Origin of the sequence: Agrobacterium sp. SORGH_AS_0745, assembly GCF_030818995.1 — a bacterium.
Classification (GTDB): domain Bacteria; phylum Pseudomonadota; class Alphaproteobacteria; order Rhizobiales; family Rhizobiaceae; genus Agrobacterium; species Agrobacterium tumefaciens.
The window spans coordinates 1,145,594-1,161,486 of the sequence record NZ_JAUTBI010000003.1 but is presented as its reverse complement, the minus strand read 5'-3'; the positions used below and the strand labels follow the sequence as shown (position 1 = coordinate 1,161,486).

Sequence of the window (15,893 nt, the reverse complement as noted above, 5' to 3'; positions counted from 1 at the left end):
CTCGCGGGCATGACGGATGAAGGCTGGGCATGCCCGGTCTTTTCAGACAGAAAATGTAAATCGCGGCGCGGCCCCACACCCGGACAAGCCCTGCCGCCCGGAACCATTTGCCCGAGGTCCGAGCCGTGACTGTCTATCTGCCGATTGCAGAACTGTCGGTGAACATTTTCATCATTCTCGGCATGGGCGCGGCCGTCGGTTTTCTTTCCGGCATGTTCGGCGTGGGGGGCGGTTTTCTCATCACCCCATTGTTGATTTTTTACAATATTCCGCCCGTAGTGGCTGTGGCGACGGGCGCAAACCAGGTGGTGGCCTCTTCCGTCTCCGGCTCGATCACGCATTTCCGGCGCGGAACGCTGGATGTGAAGCTTGGGAGCGTCCTGCTTGTCGGCGGTCTTGTGGGCGCTACGGTGGGCGTGTGGATATTCTCCTTCCTGCGCAGCATCGGCCAGCTCGATCTCATCGTTTCGCTGCTTTATGTCATCCTGCTCGGCACTGTCGGCACCTTGATGCTGAAGGAGAGCATTTCCGCCCTGCGCCGCGCTGCCCGTAATGAGACGGTGACGCTGCGCCGCCCCGGCCATCACAACTGGGTTCACCGCCTGCCGCTGAAAATGCGGTTCAAGAAGTCGAAGATCTATCTCAGCATCATTCCCGTCGTCACGCTGGGTTTCGGTATTGGCATCCTGACCTCGATCATGGGTGTCGGCGGCGGCTTCATCATGGTGCCGGCCATGATCTATCTTCTGCGTATTCCGACCAACGTCGTTGTCGGGACCTCGCTGTTCCAGATCATTTTCGTTACCGCCTATACGACCATCGTTCAGGCCGCGACGAACTATTCCGTCGATGTTGTGCTGGCCTTCATCCTGATGGTCGCGGGCGTCATCGGCGCGCAATATGGCGTGCGCGTCGGGCAGAAACTGCGCGGCGAACAACTGCGCGCGCTTTTGGCGCTTCTGGTGCTTGCAGTCGCCCTTCGCCTTGCCGTGGCACTGGTTGTTCGCCCCGAAGACCTGTTCTCGGTCGCCGTCGGAGGGTTAGGTTATTGACCCACCGCCTGCTGCTTTGCGCCTTTCTGCTTATCGGTTCCTGCCTTGCCTTTACCGCTTCGGCGCAGACACCGCCGCTTGCTCTGCCTCCCGGCACACAGCAGCGGTCCTTGCAGGAAAATATCGAAATCGGCGCATCGACGACGGAGATTCCGATCACCTCCGATTTTCGCGGGGCGGATTTCACGCTTTTCGGCGCTCTCAACAATACCGACCAGTTGCTGCTCGCTATCGGCCAATATGATATCGTCGTCACCCTTGAAGGCCCCAGCGACTACATGACGGTGCGCAAGAAGGAGCGCGTGGCCGGTATCTGGATCAATACAAGCGCCATCACCTTCACGCCGCTGCCGGAATCCTATTCCATGGCCAGCACGCGCGATATCAGCGCCGTCGCTTCGCCTGGCACCTTGCGGGCAATGGGGCTGGGTGTCGAACATCTGTCGCTCAAAAGTGCGGTGTTTTCCGGCGTGCCCGACAATGTCTTCGATTTTCAGGAGGCCTATCGGCGCCTGCGGCTTTCAAGCGGCATCTATCGCAACGACACGACCGGCGTGCGGCTTGAACGCACCGGCCTGTTCTGGGCAACCCTGCGCCTGCCCGCCAACGTCCCGAACGGCGTGCATACCGCCCGTGCCTATCTCTTCAAGAGCGGCAATTTCATCGCCCAGCGCGAGCTGAAACTGCGCGTCGTCAAGACCGGCATGGAACAGGCAATCACCGATGCCGCGCATCAGACACCGCTTGCCTATGGCGCGCTGTGCGTTCTCCTCGCCGTCGTCACGGGCTGGAGTGCCAGTATTATTTTCCGCAAGGACTGAGTGTTTTTCATTCCCGTAAAAGAGCGCGTCTTTCGCCTTCGGCGTAAAAGATAGCGTTCGCTTCCTTCAATGGTTTGCGGTAAAATTCAAGACGTTACAACCACGTACGCAGCTTATGGCGGCAAGTGCGGTTGTGACCGGGATGAAAAGGAGAAATGTCATGTTCAAGCACATTCTCATTCCCACCGATGGCTCGCCGCTGGCGCAGATCGCAATCGACCAAGGGTTCGCTCTCGCCAGAGAGGCAGGCGCAAAGGTGACCGTCGTGACGGTGTCCGAACCCTTTCACGTGATTGCCAGCGATGTCGAGGACATTGCCGCCATTGCCGAAGAGGAATTCCACCGTTGCGAGGAGGCGGAGCATTTTCTGAGAGATACGCAGGCGCACGCCGCATCGATGGGGCTGGATTGCGAAGCCCTGCTGGCGCGGGCGGGACGGCCGGATGAGGCGATTGTCGAAATCGCCAACAGGACCGGCTGCGACCTCATCGCCATGGCTTCGCACCGGCGCAGAAGCTTCGTCGAGATGCTTGTCGGCAGCGTTACGGCCAAGGTGCTGAAAAACTCGAAGATACCGGTGCTGGTATATCGCCAATAGACGGGCGGAGCGATGCGCTCAGCCGAGCAGATTTGAAAACCGTACCGAATAGATGCGGTCCCGCCCCATCAGATGCGCGACGAGTGCAGCGTGGTCAAAGAGACCGCGCATGGCCTTGTGCCGCAAATCCAGTCCGCCGCTCATCACCCCGAAGGCCGGCATCAACAGGCGGGAACCATCGGTGGCGAAACAGGGACGCCGCACCGTTTTTTCGCGACGGCGAACAGTGGCGGAGGGATGCAGATGGCCTGCGATTTCACCCGCGGCATCTCCTACCTTAGGCTCGTGGCGGAAAACGAGATTGCCATAGAACATCTCATCTACCGAAGACCCCGGCAGATCGACCGTGCCATCCGGATCGTGATTGCCGTTGATCCATATCCAGTCACGGCCACGGGCCATCTCGCGGATCAGTTCGCGCAGCATAAGCGGCAGATGCTCGGACCCGACCCGATCGTGGAAATTGTCGCCGAGGCTGACGACGATCTTCGGATCGTAACGGCTGACAAGGGAAGACAGGATTTTGAGGGTAGCGATCGTGTCGTAAGGCGGCAGCATGCGCCCGCGCCGGGCAAAGGCCGCACCTTTTTCCAGATGCAGGTCCGAGACAACCAGCAGCGACAGATCGGGCAGGTAAAGCCCACCCAACGGGTCACACCAGGCGGCGACGCCGTTGATGGCAGTTTCGCTGCCAAGGCATTCGAAGCCATTGGAAAACCTGTCGCTCAATGTCAGTCGGCTTAGCACTTTTGTGGTCGTTCCTTCATTCCAGTTTGATGCTTCAGGACATGGCTTCGGCGATAAGCTCGTCTGCGGCCTCGGCCAGCACCTGATCCATCGCCTCGCCCGCCACCGTCTCGCGGCCGATTTCCAGCATGACGGGAACGGCAAGCGGCGAGACGTGCTCCAGTGCACGATGGGTGGTGTGACCCTTGATTCGCTTCAGCATATCGCCAAGACGGCCAATGTCCAAAAGTCCCGCCGCCGCATCACGTCTGGTTGCCTCTAGCAGAATATGATCGCGGCTCATGGCTGCGAAGAACGTCATAAATAAGATCGGCGGAGACCGTGACCTGACGGCCCGTCTTTTCCTTGCCGGGATGGCGGCGTTCGATGAGGCCTGAAATGACGGCACAGTTGCGGAAGGTCCGCTTCAGCATGAAGGATTCGTCCAGCCACGCCTCCAGATCGTCGCCCAGCATGTCCTCGTCGAGAAGTTCCGCCAACGACAGGCGGCGGGATTTGAGCCGCCTGCCAATATCCTCCATGGCCCAGATGGCGAGCGAATAATCGGTGGCAACGAAGCCCATGGGCTTTGCGCCCGCCCGTTCCAGCCGCCGTGTCAGAAGCATGCCGAGGGTCTGGTGGGCCAGACGCCCTTCAAAAGGATACATGACCATGAAGAAGCGTTTGCGGAAGGGAAATGTCTCGACCAGCAGCTCGTCGCGCTTGGGAATGATCGATTTTTCCTTCTGGATTGCCAGCCAGTCGCGCACCTGATCCGGCAGCGACTGCCAGCGGGCGGGATCGGACAGCATGGAGCGCACCTGGTCCGCAAGGTAGGTTGAAAGCGGAAACTTGCCGCCGGCATAGGAGGGTATCTTCGGGTCCATCGAAAAGGCCTGCGACACCAGGCATTCATTCTCCCGGATGCCTTCGAAGCGCAGAACCTTGCCGGCAAACAGGAAGGTATCGCCCTGCACCAGCTGCTCGAGGAAATATTCCTCGACCTTGCCGAGCGACATGCCACCGCGTCCGACCGAGCCCTTGGCATTGCGCTTGACCATGCGGACATTGAGTTCCGCAGCCTCGACGATGGTGCCGAGGTTGAGGCGATATTGCTGCGCGACCGCCGGATTGGAGACACGCCACCGGCCGTCCTTCATCTGGCGGATGCGGGCGTAACGTTCATAGGTGCGCAGTGCGTATCCACCAGTAGCGGTAAAATCCACAACGCGGTCGAAGGTAGAACGCGGTAGATCTGCATAGGGTGAAGCGCTTGTCACTTCACGATAGAGATCATCCGCATCGAAAGGTTCGGCGCAGGCCATACCGAGCACATGCTGGGCAAGAACATCCAGTGCGCCTTGCGCGATGGGGGGCGTATCCTGCGCGCCGATATAGTTCGCATCGAGTGCGGCCCGGCACTCCATCACCTCGAAACGGTTGGCGGGAACGAGGATTGCCTTAGACGGCTCATCCATGCGGTGATTGGCGCGGCCGATGCGCTGGGCAAGGCGGCTCGCCCCCTTTGGCGCGCCGACATGCACGACGAGATCGACATCGCCCCAGTCTATGCCGAGATCGAGCGTGGAGGTGGCGACGACCGCGCGCAATTTGTTTTCAGCCATCGCGGCCTCCACCCGGCGGCGCTGTCCGGCATCCAGCGAACCGTGATGCAAGGCGATCGGAAGATTATCGTCGTTTACATTCCAGAGTTCCTGAAAAATCCGTTCCGCCTGCGAACGGGTGTTAACGAAGATGAGCGTCGTCTGGTGCGCCTTCAGAGCAGGATACAAATCCTTCATGGCGTAGCGCGCGGAATGGCCGGACCACGGAATACGCTCCTCCGTCTGCAGAATGGCGATGTTTGGCTTGGCTCCGCCTTCCACTGTTATAAGACCTGCGGGCGGTTCTCCCTGCCCCTGCGGTGCCAGGTAACGGCGCAAATCCATCGGCTCCGCCACCGTGGCGGAAAGGCCAATGAAGCGGACATGCGGCGCGTGCCTGCGCACCCGCGCGAGCGCGAGCGACAGCAGATGGCCACGCTTGGAGGTGACGAGCGAGTGCAGCTCATCCAGCACCACATATTTCAGGTCGCGGAAAAAGCGCTCGGCTTCCTTGTTGGCAAGCAGCAGCGACACCTGTTCCGGCGTCGTCAGGAGAATATCGGGCGGTTTGACCTTCTGGCGCTGGCGTTTTGCCTGCGGCGTATCGCCGGTGCGGGTTTCGATTGAGATCGGCAGGCCCATTTCCATGACAGGCTTGGTGAGATTGCGTTCGATATCCACCGCAAGTGCCTTGAGCGGCGAGATGTAAAGCGTGTGCACGCCGACAAAGGCGGAGCCCGGCGGCACCTTGCCGCGTTCAGCAAGATCGGTGAGCGACGCCATGAAGCCGCCCAGCGTCTTGCCGGCACCCGTCGGTGCAATCAGCAGCATGTTTTCGCCGCCACGCGCCCGAGCCATCAGCTCCAATTGATGCGCGCGCGGGGACCACCCTTTTTCGGCAAACCATTTCTGGAATGAAGGGGGCAAGGTGCCGACATGCGTGCCGGAAATGGGAGACTCAGCGTGTTTCACGCCTTCAAGGTAGTGAGAAACCTTGAAAAAAGAAGAGCGGTACAGAGCTGCTTGACAGGAATGCATAATCATGGATAAATAATATCCATGATACTAAAGCAAACCAAACGTGAGCAAATCGGATGAAACTCGGCGACGGCGTTGAACAGGCCATTCACAGCGTAGGCATGTTAGCGGGACTTTCCGAAGGCGGCGTGCTTTCGGCGGCGGCGCTGGCAGAATTCCATGGCGTTTCCACGAGTTATCTCTTGAAGCACCTGCAATTGCTTTCCGGTGCCGGAATAGTTTCCACCGTACCAGGGCCGAAGGGCGGTTATCGTCTGGCCCGGACAACCGACAAGATTACCCTGCTTGATATTGTTCTGGCCGTGGAGGGACCACAGCCTGCCTTTCGCTGCGCGGAAATTCGCCAGCGCGGGCCGAACCCCTTGCCGGGACGTTATTTCACCAAGCCCTGCGGCATCAACGCCGCGATGCTGAAGGCGGAGAAAGCCTATCGGGCGGAACTCGCTAAAACCAGCATTGCCGACATTCTGGGCGACCTTGCCGCCACTGACGACGGCGGCATTGCGGCACGCGGCTGCGCCTTTCTGGAGCTGAACGAGCGCAGGACGGCGACGCGCTAGAACCTAAAAACACCCAACCATCTGAAATACCGGAGAGCTTCGCAGCTTCCCGGAACGATGACACATGCCCCTCAACCTGAACCACGAATGGAGAGAGACACATGAAAACCCGTTTGAACTACGCCAAGGCATCCCCTGAAGCCTTCAAAGCCGTGATGGCGCTCGAAACCTACGTCCAGAGCAGCGGCCTCGAGCGCCGCTTCGTTCATCTCATCAAGCTGCGCGCATCAATCATCAATGGCTGCGCGTTCTGTGTGGACATGCATGTGAAGGAAAGCCGTCACGACGGTCTTTCCGAACAGTGGATCAACCTGATGAGCGTTTGGCGGGAATCCCCGGTATATACCGAACAGGAACGGGCGTTGCTCGGCTGGGTGGATGCGGTAACGAAGATTGCCCAAACCGGCGCTCCGGATGACGCCTTCGAGGCCCTGAAGGCGCATTTCTCCGATGAGGACATCGTGAAGATCACCGTTGCCATCGGTGCCATCAACACCTGGAACCGCATCGCCGTCGGCTTCCGTTCGCAGCACCCGGTCGAAGCGGCAGCAAAAGCAGCCTGATCCGCTTTACCTGCACCGGACGACCGTTACATGGCGATGTAGCGGTCGTTTCTATGATTGATGGCGAGCGCGAGGTTCATGACCAGCGCGCCGAGGATGGAGCAGAGGATGACGAAGGGTGTCGCCACGAAGAATGAGCAGGCCAGCACCATGCCATCGAAGGCGAGCTGGACGAGACCGGCGCGCCAGCCGAAGCGGTCCTGGAGATAAAGCGCCAATATGCCGAAGCCGCCGAGGCTGGTGCGATGGCGGAACAGTGCCAGCATGCCTGCCGCGACCGTCAACCCGCCGAAAAGGGCGGCCGCGACGGGATTGATGCTTTCGAACGCGAAGAAGCCCGGCATATATTCCGAAAGCAGCGCCGTCATGGCAATGGCGCAAAAGGTCTTGACCGTGAAGGCAAGGCCGAGACGGCGGAAGGCGAGATAATAAAACGGCAGATTGACAAGGAAGAACACCGCGCCGAAGCTGAAGCCGATCCAATAGTGCACCAGAAAGGCAATACCCACCACACCCCCGGTGAGGAGGCCCGCAGCGGAAAGCAGCGTCACGCCGAGCGAGACCAGCATGCTGCCCGCCAGAACGCCCTGGGCATCTTCCAGCAGCGAATGGCGATCGGGCGCGGAAGCCCAGATATTCACGCGCTTGCGCGTAGTCGTATCGCCCATGCCTGTTCCCCTGATTTTCCGGCCTTGATCGAGCTATTGCGCCCAAGCGCGAGAGATTTCAAGCGTGCTTTCTTCAGCGCACAACGATGTATCTGTCCGAGCGGTGGTTGATGGCGAGAAACATGTTGAGGACGAAAGCGCCGACAATCGAATAAATAACGGTGGCCGGATCGATGACGAGGAAGGCGCAGAGCATCACGAATGCATCGAAGGCAAGCTGGATCAGGCCGGCGCGGATGCCGAAGCGGTCCTGAATATAGATGGCCAGAATGCCGATGCCGCCGAGGCTGGCGCGATGGCGATAAAGCGCCAGCAACCCGTAACCGAGGAGCAGGCCACCGAGCAGCGCCGCCCAGAGCGGGTTGATGCTGTCAATGACCATCCAGCGCGCTTCCACTTCCGTCAGCACCGAAACAAGACCGATGGCAATGAAGGTCTTGATGGAAAAGGCAAGACCGAGGCGGCGGAACGAGAGGTAATAGAAGGGCAGATTGACGAGGAAGAACAGGAGGCCGAAGCTGATGCCGAAGGCATAGTGAATGAGGAAGGCGACGCCGGCGGTGCCACCGGTCAAAAGGCCGACCTTGTTCAGCAGATAAAAACCGAGCGCCGATACGATAGCTCCGGTGACGATGCCCTGCACGTCTTCCACCGGCGCATGTTTGGCCGGATCCGAACTCCACATGCTGTAAACGCTTCTCGTTCTGCTCACGCTTTTTCCCTCAGGTTTCCGCGCATTTTGCACTGCAACAAACACGCGATCAAGATGGATACGTAAGGACGACTGACCTATCGTGAAAAAGGCAAGAAACGAAATGTTCAGGCTTTGGCGCGGGCAAGAAAAAGAATGCCGGAAAGGGGTTTTCCGGCATCCTTGCGAATGGTGGTTTTGCGGATTTCGATAAGAGAATAGCCTGCCCGCTCAAGAAGGCCGCTCACATAGCTTTTCGAATGTGCGTAACGCAGCGATTCTCGCAGCACGAAACCATCTTCATCCCCTGCGTCCTCCACCGAAAATGCGAAGAAGCCGGAGGGCGCAAGCAGGGCCGAAACGAGGGGCATGACGGTTTCGAGACTGCCGAGATACATCATCACGTCGGCGGCGGCGACGAGGTCCGCGCGGTGGTGCGGCATTGCCGGCGCGAACAGTCCCGAGGCGTCAGCTTCCAGCGATAGATCGGCCTGGCCGAGACGGTCGTAAAGTCCCTTTTCCTCCGCCTTGGCGAGCATGTTCTGGGAAATGTCGAAACCTTCCAGCCGCTTCGCCAGGGAGTGGATTTCAACGCCGAGAAGGCCGGTGCCGCAGCCAATATCGACAATGGTGTCGAAGACGCCGCCTCCCGCCGCCTTGCCGATCAGTTCCGCCAGCTTCTGCGGTACGCTGTAATCCAGTTTCTCGACGAGCGACGTTTCGAAACGGTCGGCATAATCGTCGAACAGCCCTTCTACATAACGGCTCGGCGGCTGCTCCGGTGTGTCCGCGGCGCCGAGAACCGCGAGTTTCAGTTCGGCTGCAAACAGCCCTTCCGTATCCAGTTCGGCGACTTTTTCGTAAGCCGCCACGGCTTTGTCCGTTTCCCCCGCCTTTTCATGATATTCCCCGAAGCGAAACCAGCCCGCCGTCCACCGTGGCGCAAGTTCAAGCGCCTGCTCCATGAGTTCGGCGGCGGCGGGATAATCACCGCTCTCCGCCAACATGCGGGCATAGTCCGCCCGGCGGTCGGCAATGACGTCACCGGAAGAAAACTGGTTTGGGGCCATTCAAGATTTCCTGAGAAGATGTCGGCTGTCATTTATCAAGCCATAAAAAAACTCAAGTCCTATTTCATGGCGCACTCATGGAATTGCGAATATGACGCGATATAGTGCACCGAAACTTGCATCGAAGCAGCGTGCTTCATATGTCAGGACAAAACAGGAGACTTGCTGATGGCCGGTGAGGTCAACAAAATGCTGGGTGATACGGTGGCCCGCACCGTAGTGAAGCTGCTGGTGGTTTCATTGCTTGTCGGCTTTCTGATGGCGATCTTCGGATTGACGCCATGGAATATCATCTATGGCGCACGCGACTTCGTGGTCGATCTGTGGCGCAGCGGTTTCCACGCGCTTGGCGCAATCGGCGACTATCTGATCCTTGGCGCGACGATCGTCATACCCATTTTCATCATCCTGCGCCTCCTGAGCTATCGCCGCTGACATGACCGACACATCTTTCCAGACGCTTACGCGGCGCGGCTTCGTGCTGATTTCCGCCGGTTCCGTTCTTTCCGCCTGTGTTTCCGTGCCTACAAACAAGGGCATGCCGTCAGGCACCCGCGATGAGACCGCGGCAGCGCTTCCAATGGTCAACGAGTTGCGCCGCTCGAAAGGGCTTTCGCCACTCTCCTTCAGTAGTGCGGCAAGTGGTGCGGCCGCTTATCAGGCCGGACGCATGGCCAAGGCGCAGAAGATGGCGCATCTGATCGGCCTGACCGACAGTTTCCTCATCCGCATGAAGGACGGCAATGTGCCGCTACCAGCAGCGGAAAACGTGGCGGCCGGGCAGGACAGCGTGGAGCGTGTCGTCAAGGCCTGGATCGGCTCGAAACATCATCTCGAAAACATGCTCGGACCATATAATGGCCTTGGCGTCGCGGTTGCCTATGATGCCGCAAGCCGCAACCGGCCCTATTGGGCGATGGTGCTCTGCGCGTGAGATAACGGGGGGCGCCCCCTCCACCCTCATTCCTGTCCCTGTCACAGGGATGAGGGAGGAGAGCACACCACCACGATAAGCACTCATCTTAACCGACGCAGCGTCTCGACCGTTCAGGTCATCGTCATCCAAGCTTGCGGTCGGCCCAGCGGTCGACCGTGCTGTCGCGTAGGTCACGAATGGACTGCACACCTTCGCGAGAGACCAGCTTCGACAGGCCTTTGACGATGGACGACGGCAGGCCGGGGCCTTCATAGACCATGCAGGAATAGAGCTGAACCAGATCGGCCCCTGCCCTTACCTTTTCCAGTGCCGTTTCCGGCGAAGAAACGCCGCCGACGCCGATGATGGGCAGATTGCTGCCGACGCGCCGGCGCATCTTGGCGAGAACAGTGGTCGACAGCTCGAATAGCGGCTTGCCGGACAATCCACCCGCCTCACCCTTATGCGGACCGGGCCGCAGACCTTCACGCGAGAGCGTGGTGTTGGAGACGATCAGGCCATCGAGATCATGGGCCAGCGCCTCTTCCGCCACGTCATCCAGCCCTTCCTCGGTCAGATCGGGCGCGATCTTCAGGAAGATCGGAATGCGTTTGCCAAAGCGTTCGGCTTCTGCCCTGCGGCGCTCCAGCACGGCGCCAAGAAGTGCCGCAAGGCTTTCGCGCGCCTGCAAGTCGCGCAGACCCGGCGTATTGGGCGAAGAGATGTTGACGGTGAAATAGGATGCGACCGAATAAAAGGCCTCTATGCCCTGCACATAATCGGCGATGCGGTCTTCGCTGTCCTTGTTGGCACCGATATTGACGCCAACGATGCCGCGTAGCTGCGCCTGCTTCAGGCGCTCCAGCGCTGCGGCATGGCCTTCATTGTTGAAACCGAGGCGGTTGATGACGCCTTCATCCTCAACCAGACGGAAGATGCGCGGTTTAGGGTTGCCGGATTGCCCACGCGGCGTGACGGTGCCGATTTCAGTAAAGCCGAAACCGAGCCTCAGAAGCGGTCCCGGGACTTCCGCATTCTTGTCGTAACCCGCCGCCATGCCGAGCGGATTGGGGAAAACGAGGCCTGCAACGGTCTGCTGCAGACGCGGATCGTGCGGCACCATGCAGGTGGGCAGAAAGCCGCTTTTCAGCGCCGCCACGGACAGACCATGTGCCTTTTCCGGATCGACAAGAAACAGGCCCTTGCGGCCGATTGAGGAAAATAATCCGCTCATCACAAAATCTCCGGAAACTGGTGCTGGCCATCGTGGCCAAGTGAAAGCGGCGTTTCCCAAAGCACGGCGGTCAAGGGAAGAGACGCATAGAGATGGGGGAAAAGATCGCCGCCTCTCGAGGGTTCATAAACCAGCTTGTCGCCAAGTGCTGCACCATCAACAGCGATCAGAAGCAGGTCGGTCTGGCCGGAAAAATGCCGGGCGGCAGTCTCGGCCGCCTGCTTTGCCGTTGAAAAATGAATGAACCCATCCGTCAGATCGATGGCGGCGCCTTCGAAGACGCCTTGTGCCCTGGCTGCATTCCACAACGTCTCCGGCACGATTTTATAAATGATCGCGGGCGTTTCGTGCATGGGGCTCTCCGAAGGCTTTCCAAGGCTTTTCAGTCTGGGCGGTTTGCCGCAAAGCGGGTCGATTGTCCACAGTTTCCACGGCATTTTTATTGGCGCGACGGCTGTTCCCAAGCTTTTTCTTGTAATACGCAACCGATTAGAGCAACCTTTCAGCAGAGGAGCCGGAAGCAGTCTAGACTGCCGGCAAACGGGAGTGCGCCATACCTTTCAAAGAACCGCATAACGCCCTTGGGAGGGGGCCAGAATGTCGGAACTTGTCATTATCATCGCAGACGACCACCCGCTTTTTCGCGGTGCCCTCAAACAGGCCGTATCCGGTCTCGACGGGCAGCAGACAATCATGGAAGCCGGGGATTTCGAGGCTGCCAGAAGTGCCGCGACGGCATGCAACGACGCCGATCTGATGCTTCTGGACCTCGCCATGCCGGGTGTCAGCGGATTTTCGGGCCTGATGGCGCTGCGGGCGGAATTTTCCAGCCTGCCCATCGTCATCGTTTCGGCAACGGACGACGCGACCACTGTTCGCCGGTCCATCGAACTCGGCGCTTCCGGTTTTATTTCCAAATCCTCGGGCATCGACGATATCAGGGATGGCATTCGCGCGGTTCTTGAAGGCGATGTGTGGATACCGGCAAGCTGTCAGGGCGAAAAGGAGCATGATCCTGACGTGGCTGATCTCATCGGCCGGCTCAGAACGCTGACGCCGCAACAGAGCCGGGTTCTGGGCATGCTGGCCGAAGGCCTGCTGAACAAGCAGATCGCCTATGCGCTGAATGTTTCGGAAGCCACCATCAAGGCGCATGTCTCCGCTATTCTGTTGAAGCTTAAGGTCGATAGCCGTACACAGGCGGTGATACAGCTCAGCAAGATAAACACATCGGCCATGGTGGCATAATCGAGGATTTTATTCCTTTCTTTTCTTTACTCCTGACGGGATATGGTCTAGATTCCGCGGAGTAAACGACAGGAGCTTTTCCGCCACGGGCTCCACCTGCGGGCTTTCATCATGCTTTCACACGAGACGATCTGGAGCGCCATCGATACGCTTGCCAAACGTCACCAGCTGACGCCTTCGGCCTTGGCGAAGCGTGCCGGTCTCGATCCCACCTCGTTCAACAAATCGAAACGTTTCGGCCCGGATGGCCGCAAACGCTGGCCTTCGACGGAATCGGTATCCAAGGTGCTGGAGGCGACGGGGGCAAGCGTCGACCAGTTTTTTGGTTATGCTTTCGGCAGGACGCAGACAATGCAGCCTTCCGGTGCGGACAATGCCATCCCCCTGCTCGGTTTTGCGCAGGCGGGCTCCGGCGGCTTTTTCGACGATGGCGGTTTTCCGGCCGGTCAAGGCTGGGATGTGGTGGAGTTCCCCTCTTCTCCCGAACGCAAGCAGGGCGTCTACGCGCTGGAAGTACAGGGCGAAAGCATGATGCCGCTTTACCGCGACGGCGATATCCTGATCGTGGAGCCGGGCGCGCAGGTGCGGCGCGGCGACCGCGTGGTGCTGAAAAGCCGAGACGGCGAAGTGATGGCCAAGGTGCTGGCGCGGCAAAGCCCCAAGAATATCGAGCTTCTTTCGCTAAATCCCGAACATCCGAACCGCAGTTTCGACATGGCCGATGTGGAATGGATCGCCCGCATCATCTGGGCCAGCCAATAGACACCCGCCATTGCGAAGACAGGCGTCCTACTTGCCCGGGCACAACTCAGAGAGCAGGCGTCGATACTATCCCTTTACAGACCGAGTGACGTTGCCGCGGCATCAACCGTCATGATCTTCGCACCGCCGGAAGCTGCCCTGCGGACAAGGCTCTGAAGTTTGTCTTCCGGGCAACCGTAAAAGCTCGGCGTCTGCGAAACATCATGGGTGAAAATGATGAGCCAGCCGCCATTTTGCAAAACATCCTCGAGCCAACGATCGGCGGCATCGAGATAGTTTTGGTCCGCGCGCAACTCCACCCCGGCAAGATTGTACGGATCGATGCTGCCCCGGTTGATGCCAGGCATGATGCCGCGAGCGGTCTTGAACCTTCGTCGTAACAGGGGCTGCATGACGGGCGAGGCCATGCCGAAAGGAACGGAGAAATTCCGCCTGCCTCGGTTTTCGGCGAACGATGCCAGCACGGTTTCGTTGTGATCAAGATCCTCTTCAAGCCCGCGCCGTGAAAAGCTCGAGAGTTTGCGATGGGAAAAAGTATGGCAGGCAAGCTCGTGGCCGGCCGCTGCAAGTTCCGAACAGCCTTCGGTTGAAATCATGTCCTGCTGTTCATAGTGCTTGTCGATAAAAGTACCTGCGAGATAAAATGTCCCGCGAACACCCTCGCTTTCCAGAATGCGCGCGCCCTTTGTCCAGGCGGTCGCCGGCACATCATCGAATGTGAAGGAGACGATTGGTTCGGACGTTTTGATCAGCGCCGCCGGTCCTGGAAAGTACTGCACCAGCCGGTTATTGATCCTGTCTGCAAATGTCCCGATTTTTTGTGTCATGCATAAGCCCCCCGGCCTGTCTGCAAATTACTGCCCCTGCTCAAGTATGTCGTACGCCTGATGCCTCAAACAATAGATTGCAATCAGTAGAGAAGACCAGATAGGCCCGGTTCCGGTAAAGAAATTACTCTCAAGACACGAAGAAAGCAGTGCATACACCCAAATTCGTGCAAAAAGCCGCGTTAATGCCGGATCGGTACCCTTATTCACAGCTATACGAAAATCGTTTGCGGGTATGATGACGAGCCATATGACGATGAGAACAAAGGCCGGCAGGCCGCCATTCAGCAGGCTTTCGACAAAGCCGTTATGGGCATGGAAGGCGGTGACCGCCCAGGTGCCGGCAGTATCGGCCTGCGCCAGAAGCCGGTCACTCGTCCAGAATGCCTGAAAACCCTGCCCGAAGATCGGCGATTGCGCAAACGTGTCGAAGGACAGGCGCCATATATCCGTTCGGCCGGTAAAGGTGGAATCGATCCCCAGACTATCGACCACATGCCGTATGCTCGGAAAATAGGTGGAGCCGACCGCGAGGATGTTGAGGAAAGCCAGAAGACCTCCGATCATCAGCAATGTCCGACCGGCATGTCTTTCCATGACCCAGACCAGCGCAACAGTGACGGGCAACAGCATCGCTGCGGTTTTCCCGTTGGTTTTCCAGAGGAAGAACCCTGCCAGAAGCGTGATGACAATGCCGCCGACCGTCGACCAGCTATTGCGCAGGTAAAGCCCGATCATGACGAGAATGATCATGGCGGGAGCGGCGGCATTCTTGTGATTGAAGATACCGCGCCAATCGCCGGCGAGCGCCGTTTCATCGAGATCGTAGGGCTGGTGGATCGAGCGCGAGCGCAGGAAGATCACCCCGAAGTAGCAGAGCGCCAGCAGGATGACGGCGAAGATGGCCATCATCCGGTCGAACTGCCGCCTGTCGCGCGGCATGACGACGAGGACACTGGTGATGAAGCACAGAAGGCCCGTAAAGAGCAAACGTTGCAGCGAAGTGCCAGGCTGGGAGCCAAGCACCGAACAAATCACCAGCCAGGAAAACAACAGCAGAATGGGCAGACGCGGCCGCAACAAAAGCCCCGTCAGCCGATGACGCAGGGCAAAAACACCCAGCATCAGCGCAATTACCAGCCCGGTCAGCTGGTTTGCGGCGGCGTGCGGCACGGGTGCAGCCGCAAGATTTTCGAAAGGCGCAACGGAAATCCAGATATAAAGCATCGTGACGACGAAAAAAATCGCGTCGCGACGGCCGCCCGTAAGCGACATGCTGTTGCTTTGTACAGGAATGGACTGCGTATCAGTGAAAGGCGGCATCGTCTGCCACATCGAAAAAGGATAATCGGATCATTGGCCTGCCTTGTGACGAACAACGAAACCCTTTTTGAAACCGGGCCATGTCCAAATAACCATAACAGTCATTATCATCATTATTATACAATTGCTTTAACCCTCTCTTACCTCAAGAAGGCTAAGACTGGGCAACTGCCATTCATAGAGGTCAACGGC

General features: G+C 58.6%; 17 protein-coding genes and 1 pseudogene. 9 read left to right on the top strand and 9 right to left on the bottom strand.

Annotated elements, in window-relative coordinates:
• Positions 1 to 125: 125 nt before the first annotated feature.
• The 3 genes from QE432_RS15375 to QE432_RS15365 all read left to right on the top strand — a co-directional run bounded on the left by QE432_RS15375 (position 126) and on the right by QE432_RS15365 (position 2,471).
• Positions 126 to 1,052, top strand: a complete 927-nt coding sequence (locus tag QE432_RS15375; protein ID WP_003514964.1) for a sulfite exporter TauE/SafE family protein — start codon at positions 126 to 128, stop codon at positions 1,050 to 1,052.
• Positions 1,049 to 1,873 (top strand): TIGR02186 family protein, encoded by an 825-nt coding sequence (locus QE432_RS15370; protein WP_013635439.1) that lies wholly within the window; start codon positions 1,049 to 1,051, stop codon positions 1,871 to 1,873. Before QE432_RS15375 ends, QE432_RS15370 begins: the two co-directional genes overlap by 4 nt.
• A 160-nt stretch (positions 1,874 to 2,033) precedes the next feature.
• A complete protein-coding gene (locus QE432_RS15365; protein ID WP_003514961.1) occupies positions 2,034 to 2,471 on the top strand; it encodes a universal stress protein in 438 nt (145 codons plus the stop codon).
• Positions 2,472 to 2,489: 18 nt separating this feature from the next.
• On the opposite strand, the gene pdeM is transcribed toward QE432_RS15365, so the two are convergent.
• Positions 2,490 to 3,218 carry a ligase-associated DNA damage response endonuclease PdeM gene (gene pdeM, locus QE432_RS15360; RefSeq protein WP_025592414.1) on the bottom strand — a complete coding sequence of 243 codons (729 nt, stop codon included), beginning with the start codon at positions 3,216 to 3,218 and terminating at the stop codon, positions 2,490 to 2,492.
• A 34-nt stretch (positions 3,219 to 3,252) separates the two neighbouring features.
• Positions 3,253 to 5,845: pseudogene (locus tag QE432_RS15355) on the bottom strand (ligase-associated DNA damage response DEXH box helicase).
• Between the two features lie 50 nt (positions 5,846 to 5,895).
• Here QE432_RS15355 and QE432_RS15350 point away from each other — a divergent pair.
• Together QE432_RS15350 and QE432_RS15345 are read left to right on the top strand one after the other, a co-directional pair.
• Positions 5,896 to 6,399, top strand: a complete 504-nt coding sequence (locus tag QE432_RS15350; RefSeq protein ID WP_013635435.1) for an RrF2 family transcriptional regulator — start codon at positions 5,896 to 5,898, stop codon at positions 6,397 to 6,399.
• A 101-nt stretch (positions 6,400 to 6,500) separates the two neighbouring features.
• On the top strand, positions 6,501 to 6,962 hold the full coding sequence (locus tag QE432_RS15345; protein WP_306624847.1) for a carboxymuconolactone decarboxylase family protein: 462 nt from the start codon (positions 6,501 to 6,503) through the stop codon (positions 6,960 to 6,962).
• 26 nt (positions 6,963 to 6,988) lie between these two features.
• Here QE432_RS15345 and QE432_RS15340 read toward each other — a convergent pair whose 3' ends face one another.
• The 3 genes from QE432_RS15340 to QE432_RS15330 all read right to left on the bottom strand — a co-directional run bounded on the left by QE432_RS15340 (position 6,989) and on the right by QE432_RS15330 (position 9,391).
• Positions 6,989 to 7,630 carry a YitT family protein gene (locus QE432_RS15340; RefSeq protein WP_111799295.1) on the bottom strand — a complete coding sequence of 214 codons (642 nt, stop codon included), beginning with the start codon at positions 7,628 to 7,630 and terminating at the stop codon, positions 6,989 to 6,991.
• Positions 7,631 to 7,703: 73 nt separating this feature from the next.
• Positions 7,704 to 8,315: a YitT family protein gene (locus QE432_RS15335; RefSeq protein ID WP_025592410.1), complete on the bottom strand. Its 612-nt coding sequence runs from the start codon at positions 8,313 to 8,315 to the stop codon at positions 7,704 to 7,706.
• A gap of 134 nt (positions 8,316 to 8,449) precedes the next feature.
• A complete protein-coding gene (locus QE432_RS15330; protein ID WP_162763589.1) occupies positions 8,450 to 9,391 on the bottom strand; it encodes a class I SAM-dependent DNA methyltransferase in 942 nt (313 codons plus the stop codon).
• A 168-nt stretch (positions 9,392 to 9,559) separates the two neighbouring features.
• On the opposite strand from QE432_RS15330, the gene QE432_RS15325 reads away from it, so the two are divergent.
• Positions 9,560 to 9,826 carry a DUF6460 domain-containing protein gene (locus QE432_RS15325; RefSeq protein WP_003514949.1) on the top strand — a complete coding sequence of 89 codons (267 nt, stop codon included), beginning with the start codon at positions 9,560 to 9,562 and terminating at the stop codon, positions 9,824 to 9,826.
• A gap of 1 nt (position 9,827) precedes the next feature.
• Positions 9,828 to 10,325 carry a CAP domain-containing protein gene (locus QE432_RS15320; RefSeq protein ID WP_306624843.1) on the top strand — a complete coding sequence of 166 codons (498 nt, stop codon included), beginning with the start codon at positions 9,828 to 9,830 and terminating at the stop codon, positions 10,323 to 10,325.
• A 124-nt stretch (positions 10,326 to 10,449) separates the two neighbouring features.
• Here QE432_RS15320 and QE432_RS15315 read toward each other — a convergent pair whose 3' ends face one another.
• Positions 10,450 to 11,541 (bottom strand): quinone-dependent dihydroorotate dehydrogenase, encoded by a 1,092-nt coding sequence (locus QE432_RS15315; protein WP_013635431.1) that lies wholly within the window; start codon positions 11,539 to 11,541, stop codon positions 10,450 to 10,452.
• The gene (locus QE432_RS15310; RefSeq protein ID WP_003514946.1) at positions 11,541 to 11,894 is read right to left on the bottom strand and encodes a DUF952 domain-containing protein; all 354 of its coding nucleotides are present in this window, start codon (positions 11,892 to 11,894) and stop codon (positions 11,541 to 11,543) included. The genes QE432_RS15315 and QE432_RS15310 overlap by 1 nt, the downstream gene beginning before the upstream one ends.
• 244 nt (positions 11,895 to 12,138) lie before the next feature.
• On the opposite strand from QE432_RS15310, the gene QE432_RS15305 reads away from it, so the two are divergent.
• Both QE432_RS15305 and QE432_RS15300 read left to right on the top strand, forming a co-directional pair.
• A complete protein-coding gene (locus QE432_RS15305) occupies positions 12,139 to 12,789 on the top strand; it encodes a response regulator (RefSeq protein ID WP_003514945.1) in 651 nt (216 codons plus the stop codon).
• A gap of 111 nt (positions 12,790 to 12,900) precedes the next feature.
• Positions 12,901 to 13,551 carry a S24 family peptidase gene (locus tag QE432_RS15300; RefSeq protein ID WP_003514944.1) on the top strand — a complete coding sequence of 217 codons (651 nt, stop codon included), beginning with the start codon at positions 12,901 to 12,903 and terminating at the stop codon, positions 13,549 to 13,551.
• Between the two features lie 74 nt (positions 13,552 to 13,625).
• Here the strand turns inward: QE432_RS15300 and QE432_RS15295 are convergent, their stop codons facing one another.
• Both QE432_RS15295 and uppY read right to left on the bottom strand, forming a co-directional pair.
• Entirely contained in the window at positions 13,626 to 14,378 is a 753-nt protein-coding gene (locus QE432_RS15295; RefSeq protein ID WP_306624841.1) for a polysaccharide deacetylase family protein, read from the bottom strand.
• Positions 14,379 to 14,405: 27 nt separating this feature from the next.
• A complete protein-coding gene (uppY, locus tag QE432_RS15290) occupies positions 14,406 to 15,701 on the bottom strand; it encodes a Wzy-type polysaccharide biosynthesis protein UppY (RefSeq protein ID WP_025592405.1) in 1,296 nt (431 codons plus the stop codon).
• Positions 15,702 to 15,893 lie beyond the last annotated feature (192 nt).